At 69.0% G+C, this 16,083-nt stretch carries 1 protein-coding gene (running past one end of the window); it reads right to left on the minus strand.

Features of this window, described 5'->3' with window-relative positions; genetic code table 11:
* Window positions 1-16,059: the 5' portion of a type I polyketide synthase gene (locus DI276_RS21780; RefSeq protein ID WP_112266210.1), read on the minus strand. It extends 13,749 nt beyond the left edge of the window; 16,059 of the gene's 29,808 nt are visible here — the first part of the coding sequence; its start codon is at window positions 16,057-16,059; the stop codon falls past the left edge of the window.
* Between the last annotated feature and the right edge of the window lie 24 nt (window positions 16,060-16,083).

Here is a 16,083-nt window from a genome sequence, read left to right on the forward strand (position 1 = left end):
AATCGTCCCACGCGAGGCCAACGAATCCGTGCCGGCAAGATCGACGACAGCCGGGTTGTCCACAGGCGCGGAGCTGTCCACAGAATTCGAAGTGGTGCTTGCGGACTCGAGGATGATGTGGGCGTTCGTGCCCGAGACGCCGAACGACGACACGGCGGCACGGCGAGCGCGGTCGACCGCGGGCCACGAGGCGTTGCCGGTCAACAGCTGAACCGAACCGGCCTCCCAGTCCACGTGGGACGAGGGCTCATCGACGTGCAGCGTCTGCGGCACAACGCCGTGACGCAGCGCCTGCACCATCTTGATCACGCCCGCGACACCGGCTGCTGCCTGCGTGTGACCGATGTTCGACTTGATGGAGCCGAGCAGCAGCGGCTCGGAGCGGTCCTGGCCATAGGTGGCCAAGAGCGCCTGCGCCTCGATCGGATCACCCAGAGTCGTGCCGGTGCCGTGCGCCTCGACGACGTCAACGTCCGCAGTGGACAGACCAGCCGAAGCCAGCGCCTGGCGGATCACCCGCTGCTGCGAAGGACCGTTCGGCGCAGTCAACCCGTTCGACGCGCCGTCCTGGTTGACCGCCGACCCGCGCACAACAGCAAGAACGTTGTGGCCGTTGCGAACAGCGTCGGACAGCCGCTCCAGCACGACCACGCCGACACCCTCGGACCAGCCGACACCGTCAGCCGAGTCGGAGAACGCCTTGCACCGGCCGTCCGGCGAGAGCCCGCGCTGCCGTGAGAACCCGATGAACGCACCCGGCGAAGCCAGCACGGTCACGCCGCCGGCCAGCGCCAAAGAGCATTCACCGGCGCGGAGAGCCTGCATCGCCCAGTGCATCGCGACCAACGACGACGAGCAAGCCGTGTCGAGAGTGACCGCAGGCCCCTCGAAACCGAACGTGTAAGAGACACGGCCGGACACAACCGAAGGCGAGCCACCGGTCGTCTGATAGCCCTCGGAATCGCCTTCGAGCAACAGCGAGTAGTCGTTGTACATGACACCGGCGAACACACCGGTCGGGCTGCCCTTCAGCGCGACGGGATCGATTCCCGCGCGTTCCAACGCCTCCCACGACGCCTCGAGCAGGAGTCGCTGCTGGGCATCGGTCGACACGGTCTCGCGCGGCGACATGCCGAAGAACTCCGGGTCGAACAGGTCGGCGTCGTGGATGAAGCCACCGGACTTCGTGTACGAGGTGCCGACGTGGTCAGGGTCCGGGTGGTAGAGCGAGTCGAGATCCCAGCCGCGGTTCGTCGGGAACTCGCTGATGGCATCACGGCCGTCGACCACGAGGTCCCACAGCTGTTCTGGCGTGGTGACTCCGCCGGGGTAGCGGCAGGCCATGCCGACGATCACGATCGGATCGTCCGAAGTGGACGTCAGCGTCGGCAACGCCGTCAGAGCAGCGTCAGCGCCAAACAGCTCGTCCCGCAGGAAACCGGCGAGCACCGCGGACGTCGGGTAGTCGAAGATCAGCGTGCTCGGCAGGCGCAGCCCGGTGACACCGGTCAGGCGGTTGCGCAGGTCGACCGCGGTGAGCGAGTCGAACCCGAGGTCCTGGAACGCCTTGGCCGGGTCCACCGCGGCAACACCGTCGTGGCCGAGCACAGCTGCGACCTCGACGCGAACCAGGTCGAGCAACGCCGCCAGCCGCGCCTCCGGGGTCATTGCGGCAAGACGCTGGACCAGCCCGGAATCGGCCTGAGCCGCCGCCCGTCGAGCCCGCGTGCGGATCAGGCCGCGCAGCAACGGACGAACCTCGCCGTGGTTGCGCAACGTCGCGAGGTCGAGGCGCAACGGCAGCAGCACCGCGTCCTCGCCGGCGATCGCCGCGTCGAACAGCGCGAGTCCCTGCTCCGCCGACAACGGCGGCGTACCACCACGCACCATCCGTTCGGCGTCGGCCTCCGACAGCATGCCGGTCTGGTTCCACGCACCCCACGCGAGCGAGACCGCAGGCAGCCCAGCGCCCCGGCGGTGCTCGGCCAACGCGTCGAGGAACGCGTTGCCCGCAGCGTAGTTCGCCTGCCCGGCCGCACCGAACGTCCCGGCAGCGCTGGAGAAGATGACGAAGTTGTCGAGGTTCTTGGTGAGCTCGTGCAGGTGCCATGCGGCGTCGACCTTGGGCCGCAACACGTTCGCCAGGCGCTCCGGCGTGAGCGACTCGACCACACCGTCGTCCAACACGCCGGCGGTGTGCACGACGCTGCGGACCTTGTGCTTCTTCAACACCTTCTGCAACGCCTTGCGGTCACTGACATCGCACGCGACCACAGCTACCTTGACGTCCAAATCGGACACATCAGCCTTGCCGCTCCGGCTGACCAGAACGAGATCCTTGACGCCATACCGTTCGACGAGGTGCCGGGCAACCAGCCGCCCAAGCCCACCGGTGCCGCCGGTGATCAGCACCGGCCCGGTGAACTCGCCGGGCTCCACCGCCTCGGCGCGCGCGAGCCGTGCCACGAACGCCTGGCCACCGCGCACCCGCAGCTGCGGCTCGTCGATCGCGAGAACCTGCTCCGCCACCTCGCCATCGGTGTCGATGAGCGTGAACCGGCCGGGGTACTCGTTCTGCGCGGCCCGGACCAGGCCGTGCACCGCACTCGCGGCCAAGTCGCCCTGGCGCGTCACGAACACCAGCCGTTCCGCGCGCTCTTCGGCGATCCAGCGCTGCACCAGTTCCAGTGCACGGGCAGCAAGAGCGTGCGTCTGCACGACGACATCCCCGTCGCCGACGAACTCCTCCACCACCACGGCAACCGCACCGGCGTTGGGCAACGACACCGGCACCCAGTCGAGCCGGAACAGCGAATCCCGTTCTACAGCACTGATCTGCGGCGCCGACACCGCTCGCGTCACCAGCGAGCCGATCGTGGCAACCGGCGCACCTGACGTGTCCGCGACCGCGATCACCCACGCGTCACCGTTGCGCCGCAACCGAACCCTGACCGCGGCGGCACCAGTCGCGTGCAGGGACACGCCTTCCCACGAGAACGGCAGCCCCGCCTCGACCCCGTCGAAGAACCCGCCCGCGTGCAGGGCGGCGTCGAGCAACGCCGGGTGCAGCCCGAACGCGCCCCCGTCCACTCCTTCGGGCAGCGCGACCTCGGCGAACACCTCGCCGTCCGCACGCCACACAGCCCGCAGCCCCTGGAACACCGGCCCGTACTCGAACCCGTTCGCCGCGAACCGCTCGTAAGCACCCTGGACGTCAACAACCTCGGCCCCAGCCGGCGGCCACACCGTCGCGTCAAAGTCACTGCTGTTCGTGCCACTCGTCAGGAAGCCGGTCGCGTGCTGCGTCCACGGCACGTCCTCGCCGTCGGGCCGCGAGAACACCTCGACCGCACGCCGCCCGTTCGCCTCGACACCGACCGCGACCTGCACCCGGACCGCACCCTGTGCCGGCAACACGAGCGGCGCGGCCAGCGTGAGCTCGTCGACGCGGTCGAGCCCGACCTCGTCGCCGGCCCGCACCGCCAACTCCAGGAAGGCCGTGCCCGGCAGCAGCACCTGCCCGAACACCGTGTGGTCCGCGAGCCACGGGTGCGAGCTCAGCGACAGCCGGCTCGTGAACAGGTATCCGTCCGCTCCCGCGACATCGACCGCCGCCCCGAGCAACGGGTGCTCGACCCGTGTGAGCCCCAGCGCCCCGACGTCGCCCGCCTTGCGCATCGCCTTCGGCCAGAACATCTGGTGCTCGAACGCGTAGGTGGGCAGATCAACCTTCCGTCCGCCTGTGTACAGCTGCATCCAGTCAACATTGATTCCGTCAACATGTACTTGACTGAGTGCAGTCAACATTGACGCGACCTCGTCGCGGTCCCGCCTCAACACCGCCGTGGAGCCGTCCACCATCGCGCTCAGCTGCGCGTCCGGCCCGACCTCCAGCAGCGTGACATCACCCAATCGCGTGACGTTCTCGTGGAACCGCACCGCGTCCCGGACGTGGTTCACCCAGTAGTCGACAGACGTGACATCGCCGGATGTTGACATTCCGACAACCGGCTCAGCGAACGTGATCCCGCTGATCGCCTCGCGGAAGTCGTCGAGCATCGGCTCCATCAGCGGCGAGTGGAACGCATGCGACACCTTCAGCCGCTTGTTCTTCCACCGCTCGGCAACCCTGAGAACCTCATCCTCAACCCCAGCGATCACCACAGCCCGCGGCCCATTGACAGCAGCAATCGACACACCGTCAGTCAGGTGCGGCAACACCTCTTCTTCGGACGCGACGACCGACACCATCGCCCCACCGGCCGGCAACGCCTGCATAAGCGCCGCACGAGCCGTGACGAGCTGGCACGCGTCCTCGAGGCTCAGCACCCCAGCAACATGCGCCGCCGCGATCTCACCAATCGAATGCCCGGCAACCTTCGCGGGCTTGACCCCGAACGACTCCAACAACCGGTACAGCGCCACCTCAACCGCGAACAACGCCGGCTGCGCAAACCCGGTCTGGTTCAACGCCTCAGCATCGTCACCCCACATGACGTCCCGCAGCGCCGGATCAAGATGCACAAGCGCAGCGTCCAACGCCTCCGCAAACACCGGGAACGCCTCATACAACTCACGCCCAGCCCCGACCCGCTGCGCCCCCTGGCCGGAGAACAGGAACGCCAACGGCTTTCCGCCCACCACCCCCTCGGCAACGACCTCACCGTCGAGCAAAACCGCCCGATGCTCGAACAACGCGCGAGTGGTAGCCAACGAGAACCCGACGTCGACAGCAGACACACCGCCGTCCACCAACGCCTTGATCCGCTCGACCTGCCCCCGCAGGGCCCCGGCCGACCTCGCCGACACCGCCAACGGCACCGCCGCCACCTGCGGAATCGATCCCGATTGGCTGGCCCCCCGGGGGGATCCACCCCCCATCCCAATCGTCTCAGAGGGGTCTGACAATTCCGGAGCCTCGAGGATCACGTGGGCGTTAGTGCCCGAGACGCCGAACGACGACACGCCCGCGCGGCGCGCGCGAGAGACCTCAGGCCACGTGCGGGAAGAGGTCAGGACCTCGACGGCCCCGGACTCCCAGTCGACCTGGGTGGTCGGCGTGCCGACGTGGAGGGTCTGGGGCAGCACGCCGTGACGCAGCGCCTGCACCATCTTGATCACGCCGGCAACACCCGCGGCGGCCTGCGTGTGGCCGATGTTCGACTTGATCGAGCCCAGGTAGAGCGGCTCGGAGCGGTCCTGGCCGTAGACAGCCAGCAGCGCCTGCGCCTCGATCGGGTCGCCGAGCTTCGTGGCCGTGCCGTGCGCCTCGACGACGTCAACATCCGCTGGCGACAGACCGGCCGAAGCCAGGGCTGAACGGATCACGCGTTGCTGCGACGGGCCGTTCGGGGCGGTCAGGCCGTTAGAAGCACCGTCCTGGTTCACCGCCGAGCCGCGCACGACAGCGAGAACCGTGTGGCCATGACGCAGAGCATCAGACTGGCGCTCCAGCACCAGCAGACCGACACCCTCGCCCCAGCCGGTGCCGTCGGCGTCGTCGGAGAACGCCTTGCAGCGCCCGTCGACCGAAAGCCCGCGCTGGCGGGAGAACTCGACGTAGGTGGTGGGCGTCGACATGACGGTCACACCACCGGCGACCGCCAGCGAACACTCGCCCGAACGCAACGCCTGCGCAGCCAAGTGCAGAGCCACCAACGAGGACGAGCACGCCGTGTCGACCGTGACCGCCGGCCCCTCGAAGCCGAACGTGTAGGAGACGCGACCAGAGGCGATGCTGCCCGCGCTGCCCTGGCCCTGGTGTCCCTCGAACTCGCCACCGTCCAGAATGGACGCGTAGTCGTTGTACATGACACCGGTGAAGACGCCGGTCGCACTGCCGCGCAACGAAGCCGGGTCGATACCGGACCGTTCCAGCGCCTCCCAGGTGGTCTCGAGCAGCAGACGCTGCTGGGAGTCCGTGGCCAGAGCTTCCCGCGGTGACATGCCGAAGAACGCCGGATCGAACGCACCCGCCTCGTGCAGGAAGCCGCCCGAGATCGAGTAGGTCGTGCCCGCGTGGTCGGGGTCGGGGTGGTAGATGCCGTCGATGTCCCAGCCGCGGTTGACCGGGAACTCGGTGATGGCGTCGACACCATCGGCGACCAGCTGCCACAGGTCCTCCGGCGACGACACACCGCCGGGGTAACGGCAGGCCATGCCGACGATCACGATCGGATCGTCCGCCACGGCCGCGGCGGACACCGCAGGCAGCAGGACATCCGAGGCACCGAACAGCTCGGCCTTCAAGAAGCCGGCCAGCACCGCCGCGGTCGGGTAGTCGAACGTCAGCGTCGCCGGCAGCCGCAGCCCGGTGACCTCACCGAGGCGGTTGCGCAGCTCAACGGCGGTCAGCGAGTCGAAACCCAGCGACTGGAACGCGCGCGACGGGTCGATCGTCTCGCCGCCGCTGTGGCCGAGCACCGCACCGACCTCGGCGCGCACCAGGTCGAGCAGTGCTTCCAGGCGTCCGGAGTCGTCGAGACCCGCCAGCTTCTGCGCCCACGACGAGGTACCGGACGCGGCTGTGCGACGTGCACGGACCTTCACGAGCCCCTGCAGCACCGCCGGAACCTCGCCCCGCGCCCGGAACACCGGCAGGTCGAGCCTCAGCGGCAGCACCAGCGACGCGCCGGAAGACAGTGCCGCGTCGAAGAGTTCCACGCCTTCCGCGGGCGTGATCGGTGGCATGCCCGACTTGGCAAGACGTTCAGCGTCGGCACCGGACAGCATGCCCGTCTCGGCCCACGCACCCCACGCCAGCGACACACCCGGCAAGCCCTGCGCCCGCCGGTGCTCGATCAGCGCATCGAGGAACGTGTTGCCCGCCGCGTAGTTGCCCTGGCCGGACGATCCGAAAATGCCTGCACCAGACGAGTAGACGACGAACGCCGAAACATCGGACGCGAGCTCGTGCAGGTTCCACGCAGCGTCGACCTTCGGCCGCAACACCTTCGACAACCGCTCGGGCGTGAGCGACTCGATGACGCCGTCGTCCAGGACGCCGGCGGTGTGCACAATGGAGCGGATCTGGTGGCCCGCAAGAAGATTCGCAACGGCATGCCGGTCGGCGACATCACACGCCACCACGGTGACCGACGCGTCCAGCGCCGCCACCCAGTCCGGCGTCTCACCGCGCCGGCTGGCCAGCACCAGGTCACGAACACCATGCACGGCAACGAGATGCCGCGCGATGACCTGACCGAGTCCGCCGGTACCGCCGGTGATCAACACAGGTACTTCCAACGCAACGCTGTCACCGGCGGCGATCCGGGCGATGCGCGGCACGAACACCTCGCCACCCCGCACCCGAAGCTGCGGCTCAGCGCTCGCGAGCACCGCGTCCGGCAGGTCACCGTCGGTCTCGACCAGCGCGAACCGGCCGGGGTGCTCCGACTGCGCGGCCCGCACGAGACCCCACACCGCCGACGCGCCCAGATCACCCTGTCGCGTCACGAAAACGAGCTTCTCGGCCCGCTCGGTCGCGATCCACTCCTGGATCCTCGCCAGCACATCGGCCGTCAACGCGTGCGCGGCCTCGACCGGAGATCCTTCCGCCGACACGTGTTCGACGACGTGCGCCGCCGGCACCGCCTCGGTGAGCGTGACCGGCACCCAGTCCAGCCCGAACAACGCCTCCTGCGCGGCGCTGAGCTGCCGCGCCGACACGGCCCGCGTCACGAGCGACCCGACCGTCGCCACCGGCGCACCGGTGGTGTCAGAGATGGCGATCTCCATCGAGCTGTCGCCGGTAGTCCGCAGCCGCACCCGCAACGACGTGGCGCCAACCGCATGCAGCGCAACGCTTTCCCACGAGAACGGCACAGCGCCCTCGGTCCGCTGGTCCGCGAACGCCACGGCGTGCAGTGCCGCGTCCAGCAGCGCCGGGTGGATGCCGAAGCCGGTCGCCGTCACGTCCTCCGGCAACGCGACCTCGGCGAACACCTGGTCGCCCAGCTTCCACGCGGCCCGCAGCCCCTGGAACGCGTGCCCGTAGTCGAAGCCGAGCTCCGCGAACCGTTCGTAGGCGCCGTCGACCTGCACGGCCTCTGCTCCAGCGGGCGGCCACACGGAAGCGTCGAAATCCGCAGCAGTCGTTCCGGAGGCCAGGAAACCGGCAGCGTGCTCGGTCCACGGCAGGTCGCTGTCCTCGGGACGGCTGTGGACCGCCACCGCCCGACGCTCGCTGCCGGTGTGGCCGACCCGGATCTGCACCTGTACGGCACCCGACTCGGGCAACACGAGCGGCGCCGCGATGGTCAGCTCGTCCACGCGGTCGAGGCCGACCTCGTCCGCGGCCCGCAGCGCGAGCTCGACGAGGGCCGCACCGGGCACGAGCACCTTGCCGTGCAGCGAGTGGTCCCGCAGCCACGGGTGCGTGCGCAACGACAGCCTGCTGGTGAACAGCAGCCCCTCTCCCCCGGCGAGTTCGACGGCGGCCCCGAGCAACGGGTGCTCGACCGCGCCGAGACCGGCCGACCGGACATCCGACTTCGTGGACACCTCGGGCCAGAACCGCTGCTGCTCGAACGCGTACGTCGGCAGGTCGACCTTGCGGCCATGTTGACAGAACTTGATCCAGTCAACATTGACGCCGTCAACATTGATTCGACTCAATGCCGTCAACATTGACTTGACCTCGTCAACATTGCGCCTGACCGCAGGCACGCAGCCGTCCATGAGGGCGGACAGCACACCGTCTGGTCCGATCTCAAGGCACTTCACGTCACCCAAAGCGGTCACGTTGTCGTGGAAGCGCACGGTGTCGCGCACATGGCTGACCCAGTAGTCGACGGTGTTCACTTGTCCGCTTGTTGACATGCGGACAAGCGGCTCGTTGAACGTGAGCCCGCTGATCGCTTCGCGGAAGTCGTCGAGCACCGGCTCCATCAGCGGCGAGTGGAACGCGTGCGAGACCTTCAACCGCTTGTTCTTCCATTTCGCGGCGATGGCGAGCACTTCTTCTTCGACACCGGCGATCACCACGGACCGAGGCCCGTTGACCACCGCGATGGACACGCCATCAGTCAGGTGCTCACGCACCTTCTTCTCGGACGCGACCACGGACACCATGGCGCCACCCGCCGGCAACGCCTGCATGAGCGACGCACGCGCGGTCACGAGCTGACAGGCGTCCTCCAGGTTCAGCACGCCGGCAACGTGCGCGGCGGCGATCTCGCCGATGGAGTGGCCCGCGATGTGGTCGGGCGTCACGCCGTAGAACTCGAACAGCCGATACAGCGCCACCTGGAACGCGAACAGCGCGGGCTGCGTGTACCCGGTCTGGTTCAGTGCCTGCTGGTCGCTCCCCCACATGACCTCGCGAACAGCCGGGTCGAGGTTGGCCAGCACCGCGTCGAGCGCCTCGGCGAACACCGGGAACGCCTCGTACAGCTGGCGCCCCATGCCGAGCCGCTGCGACCCCTGCCCGCTGAACAGGAACGCCAGCTCCCCGGCCTTGGCCACACCGGACGCCAGCACCTCGCCGTCGAGCACCACCGCCCGGTGATCGAACACCGCGCGCGTGGTCAGCAACGAGAACGCGATGTCCGCCGCATCCCCCGGCCACGCCTTGATCCGCTCGACCTGCCCGGCCAGCGCCTCAGCCGACCGCGCCGACACCACCCACGGCACGCCACCGCCCTGGATCGATCCCGCCTGGGGGCCCCAGGGGGAGACCGAGGTCCCCACTCCAAGCGTCCCACGAGGGCCGGACGATTCCGCGGCCGCAAGATCGACGACGGGCGGGTTGTCCACAGAAGTCGAGTTGTCCACAGAAGTCGGAGGCGGGGTTGCGGCTTCGAGGATCACGTGGGCGTTGGTGCCGGAGACGCCGAAGGACGAGACGCCGGCGCGGCGCGGGCGGGAGACGGCGGGCCACGCGGTCGCGGTGGTCACCAGGGAGACGTCGCCCGCCGTCCAGTCGATGTGGGTCGAGGGCTGGTCGACGTGCAGGGTCGCGGGCACCACGCCGTGTTGCATGGCGTGGACCATCTTGATGATGCCCGCGACACCGGCAGCGGCCTGGGTGTGGCCGATGTTGGACTTGATGGAACCGAGCAGCAGCGGCGAGGGCCGGTCCTGGCCGTAGACCGCAAGAAGCGCCTGGGCCTCGATCGGGTCGCCCAGTGTGGTGCCGGTGCCGTGGGCTTCGACCACGTCGACGTCGGAGACGGACAGGCCGGCGGAGGCGAGAGCCGAGCGGATCACGCGTTGCTGCGACGGGCCGTTCGGGGCGGTCAAGCCGTTCGAAGCGCCGTCCTGGTTGATCGCCGAGCCGCGCACGACCGCCAAAACAGTGTGCCCGTTGCGGATGGCGTCCGACTGGCGTTCCAGCATCAGGAGACCGACGCCCTCGCCCCACCCCGTGCCGTCGGCGGCGTCGGCGAAGGATTTGCAGCGGCCATCGAGAGCGAGGCCGCGCTGCTTTGAGAAAGCGACGAAGGAACCCGGCGTCGACATCACGGTCACACCGCCGGCCAGCGCCAGCGAGCACTCACCCGAACGCAGCGCTTGCGCAGCCAAGTGCAGTGCCACCAAGGAAGACGAGCAGGCCGTGTCGACAGTGACCGCAGGGCCTTCGAGGCCGAAGGTGTAGGCGACGCGGCCGGACAGCACACTCTGTGCGGTGCCAGTGCCTTGATAGCCCTCGAAGATGTCGTCGGACACCAAAGTCGAGTAGTCGTTGGACATCACGCCCGCGAAGACACCGGTTTTGGAGCCACGAACCGAAGCCGGGTCGATGCCGGCGCGCTCGAAAGCCTCCCAGGCCGTCTGCAGCAGCAACCGGTGCTGGACGTCCGTGGCGAGCGCCTCGCGCGGGGACATGCCGAAGAAGTCCGGGTCGAAGGACGGGGCGTCGTGCAGGAATCCGCCCTGCATCACGTGAGTCTTTCCCGCCGCGTCCGGGTCCGGGTCGAACAGCCCGTCCAGGTCCCAGCCGCGGTTCGCCGGGAAGCCCGTGACACCGTCGCGTTCCTCGAACACCAGGCGCCACAGGTCTTCCGGCGACGACACGCCACCGGGGTACTGGCAGGCCATGCCGACGATCACGACCGGGTCGTCGGAAACCGCGACAGAAGCCACCTCCGGCACCAAGTCAGTTGCGCCGAACAGCTCGTCCAGCAGGTAGGAGGCCAACGCACCGGCGGTCGGGTAGTCGAAGATCAGCGTCGCGGGCAAGCGGATGCCGGTCGACGCGGTCAGGCGGTTGCGCAGCTCGACGGCGGTCAGCGAGTCGAAGCCGAGGCCCTGGAACGTGCGCGTGCGGTCCACTTCGGACGCACTGCCGTGCCCGAGCACCGCGGCCACCTCGGTCGCGACCAGATCCAGCAGCGACTCCAGTCGGGCGTCCGGCGCCAGCCGCGACAGCGAGGCAACCAGACCGTCGGCGGCAACGGACTGGGCCGCAGCGCGCCGCTTCGGCGTCTTGATCAGGCCGCGCAGCAACGGCGGCGGAGCGCCCTGGGCACGCAGCGCCGGAAGGTCCAACCGCAGCGGCAGCAGGAAAGCGTCGGAACCGGCTGCTCCGGCGTCGAACAACGCGAGACCGTCGGCGACCGAGAGCGGCGGCATGCCGGAGCGGGCGATGCGCTGCATGTCGGCGTCCGACATCGCCGCGGTCATGCCCGAAGTTTGTTCCCAAGCACCCCAGGCCAAAGCGACCGCGTGCTGGCCCGAAGCGCGCCGCACCCGCGCCAGAGCGTCGAGGAAAGCGTTGGCAGCGGCGTAGTTCGCCTGCCCCGCACCACCGAATGTGCCCGCAGCCGAGGAGAACAGCACAAAAGGCACGTCAGGCAGCAACGAGTGCAGGTGCAGAGCCGCGTCGGCCTTCGGACGCAGCACGGTGTCCAGGCGCGAAGGATCAAGCGACTCGACAACACCGTCGTCCAGCACCGCAGCGGTGTGCACGACACCGCCGATGGAGTGCCGCGACAGCAACGACTCCAACGCCGAACGGTCGGAGACGTCACACGCCTCCACGATCACGTCCGCACCCAACTCCTGCAACGCCGACACGTCAGCCGAACCGGTGCGTGAGACCAGCAGCAGCTCGCGAACACCGTGCTCAGCAACGAGGTGCCGGGCCACCAGCTGTCCAAGTCCACCGGTGCCACCGGTGATCAGCACGCGACCGGACCACGACAGCCGCTCGGTGGGCAGAGCGGCCCGAGCCAGCCGAGCCGCCAGCACGACACCATCGCGGATCGCCAGCACCGGCTCGTCGGTCGTCAACGCGTGCAGCACCGCGCCAACCGAAGCCTCGGAAAGATCCAGGTCCACCAGCACAAAACGGCCGGGGTGCTCGGACTGCGCCGACCGCACGAGACCACGCGCGGCAGCAGCGGCGAGGTCATCGCCATCGACCGCGCCGCGAGTCACGAACGCGAGCCGGCCAGAAGGCCGCGACACGAACTCCTGGATCAGCGCCAGCACCCGCGAGCACGTCTCCCGCACATCGGTGCCGACAACAGGCACCAGCGTCAGGTCAGCGTCCGTGAGCTCGGCGACGACCGGCCCCGCGGCCAGAGATAGGACATCCGGCCCGAGCACCGCGACGGTCTGCTCCGCGAACCCGACCGGCAGCTCCACCGGCGCCCACTCGATGCGGAACAGCGAGTCACGTTCAACGGACCCCAGCTCGTCAACGGGAACCGGACGCGTCTGCAAAGCCTCAACGGACGCAACAGGAGCACCGGTCGCATCAGCGACGGCGATCTCCATCGAACCGTCCTCGCCCCGCGACAACCGCACCCGCACCGCCGACGCGCCCGAAGCGTGCAGAGACACGCCCTGCCACGAGAACGGCAACCCGCCCCGGCTGATCGACCCGAGATCACCGAACCCGGCAGCGTGCATGCCTGCGTCCAGCAACGCCGGATGCAGCCCGAAAGCACCACCGTCGACACCTTCAGGCAGCGCGACCTCGGCATGCACGACGCCGTCACCGCCACGCCACACCGCCTGCAGGCCCTGGAAAACCGGCCCGTAGTCGAAGCCCATGTCGGTGAAGCGCTCGTAGGAGCCAGAAACATCTACAGCCTCGGCACCAGCCGGCGGCCACACCGAAGCATCGAACGACACAGCGGAAGCGCCCGAGCCCAGCACACCGGAAGCGTGCTGAAGCCAAGGCGTGTCAACAGCTCCCTCGAGTCGCGAGAAGATCGCGACCGACCGACGTCCGGCAGAGTCCGCCGCACCAACGGAAACCTGCACCTGAACGGCAGCATCCGGCGTCAGCACCAAAGGTGCGGCAAGCGTCAGCTCCTCAACGCGAGAACAACCCACCTCGTCGGCGGCCCGCACGGCAAGCTCCAGGAACGCGGTGCCGGCGAACAGCACCCGCCCCATCACCACGTGATCAGCCAGCCACGGGTGCGTGGCCAACGACAGCCGCGACGTGAACAGATGCCCGGCCGAACCAGCCAGTTCCACCGCCGCACCGAGCAACGGGTGGCCGACCGATCCAAGGCCGGCTCCCCGCACGTCACCCGACGAGGCCAACGGACGTGGCCAGAACCGCTGCCGCTGGAACGCATACGTCGGCAGATCGACCCGAGCAGCGCCGGAGCCCTCGAACAACCGAGCCCAGTCGACCGGAACACCGGACACGTGCAGGCGAGCCAGGCCGGAGACGAACGCGAGCTCTTCGCCCCGGTCCTTGCGCAGCACCGGAACCGCGCCGTCGACCAGCGCCGACAGCACCCCGTCCGGCCCGATCTCGACGAACGTCCGCTCTCCCAGAGCCGTCACGTTGTCGTGGAACCGCACCGCGTCGCGCACGTGCGAAACCCAGTACTCAGGCGATGTCACGTCACCGGAAGCCTGGAACGGGATCGAAGGAGCGTTGAACGTCAGCCCGGAGACAACCGACCGGAACGCGGCGAGCATCGGCTCCATCAGCGGCGAGTGGAACGCGTGCGACACGGAAAGCCGCTTCGTCTTGCGATCCTCGAACCGCGCGGCAACCGCGAGCGCTTCCTCTTCCACACCAGCAACGACAACCGCAGCGGGCCCGTTGACCGCGGCGATCGACACGCCAGCGGTCAAGAACGGCGCGAGCTCGTCTTCGGTCGCCTGCACCGCGATCATCACGCCACCCGCAGGCAGCCCCTGCATGAGCGTCGCCCGCGCGGTGACCAGCGCAGACGCATCCTCAAGCGAAAGCACCCCGGCGACGTGCGCCGCCGCGATCTCACCGATCGAGTGGCCCGCGACGTGCTCCGGCACGATCCCGAACGACTCCATCAGCCGGTACAGAGCCACCTGCAACGCGAACAGGGCGGGCTGCGTGAAGCGAGTCTGGTCCAAAGCTTCGGCGTCCGAGCCCCACATCACCGACCGCAGCGACGGGTCGAGGTGCGAGAGAACCTCGTCGAAAGCGGCAGCGAAGACCGGGAACCGGGCGTGCAGCTCACGGCCCATCCCGAGGCGCTGCGATCCTTGGCCGGAGAAGAGGAACGCGAGCGTGTGCTCCTCCACCGCCACACCGCGCGCCAACTCCGTGCCGTCCGGCAGCACCACCACACGCTGCTCGAACGAAGCACGTGCCGTCGCCAGGGTGAACGCGATGTCCAGCGGCGACAGGGCATCCGCGACTGACTGCAGCCGAACCCGCTGCTCCTCCAGGGCAGCCGGGGTGCGGCCGGACAGAACCCACGGCAGCACACCAGGAGCAGCGACGTCCGCAGCCTCGACCACCAAGGGAGGTGCCTGCTCGAGAATCACGTGCGCGTTCGTGCCGGAAACGCCGAACGCGGACACACCGGCGCGCAACGGCCGGTCGACGGAAGGCCACGGCCGCGCGTCGTGCAGCAGCGACACGTTGCCCTTGGTCCAGTCGACCTGGGTGGACGGCGTGCCGAGGTGCAGGGTCTTGGGCAGCACTCCGTTCTGCAGCGCCATGACGACCTTGATCACACCGGCGACGCCCGCCGCGCCCTGCGGGTGGCCGATGTTCGACTTGACCGACCCGAGGTAGAGCGGTTCGGTGCGGTCCTGGCCGTAGACCGAGAGAATCGCCTGCGCCTCGATGGGATCGCCCAAAGTAGTACCCGTGCCATGCGCTTCCACAGCGTCCACATCGGACGGCGCGAGGCCGCCGTTCTGCAGCGCCTGGCGGATGACGCGCTGCTGTGACGGCCCGTTCGGTGCGGTGAGGCCGTTCGACGCGCCGTCCTGGTTGACGGCGGAACCGCGGACGACGGCGAGGATCTGGTCGCCGGCGCGCTGGGCGTCGGAAAGGCGCTTCAGCACCAGCACACCGACGCCTTCGGACCAGCCGGTGCCGTCCGCGTCGTCGGAGAACGCCTTGCAGCGCCCGTTCCCGGCGAGCCCGCCCTGCGAGGTGAAGGCGGCGAACCCGGCGGGCGTGGTCATGACGGCGACGCCACCGGCCAGCGCGAGGTCGCATTCGCCGCCGCGCAACGCCTGGGCGGCGAGGTGCAGCGCCACGAGTGACGACGAGCAGGCGGTGTCGACGGTGACCGCCGGGCCCTCCAGCCCGAGCAGGTAGGAGATGCGGCCGGACAGCACGGAAGCGGCGAAGGCCGTCGTGGCGTAGAGGCCGACGTCCTCGCCGGAGCGCGAGAGCAGGTCGGCGTAGTCCTGCGAGGTGGTGCCCATGAACACGCCGGTCCGGGTGCCGCGCAACGACTGCGCGTTCACGCCCGCGCGTTCCAGGGCCTCCCAGGCGGTTTCGAGCAGAAGGCGCTGCTGCGGGTCCATCACGACGGCTTCGCGGGGCGAGATGCCGAAGAACCCGGCGTCGAACGACGCCGGGTCTTCGAGGAAGCCGCCTTCGATCGTGGCGGTGTCGAGCTCGGAAACGTCCCATCCGCGATCGGCGGGGAATGCGCCGATCACGTCCCTGCCTTCCGCGACGACCTGCCAGAGGTCCTCCGGCGAGGCCACCCCGCCGGGGTACCGGCACCCGATGCCCACGATCGCGATCGGTTCCACCGCTGCCGCGATCAGCTGCTGGTTCTGCTTGCGCAGCCGGTCGATCTCCTTCAGTGACGACCGCAGAGCCTCGACGTACTGGTTAGCAGAGGTGGTCATCGCGCTTCCTTCTCGGATCGCCCG

Source organism: Lentzea terrae (assembly GCF_003265345.1).
GTDB classification, from domain to species: Bacteria; Actinomycetota; Actinomycetes; order Mycobacteriales; family Pseudonocardiaceae; genus Lentzea; species Lentzea terrae.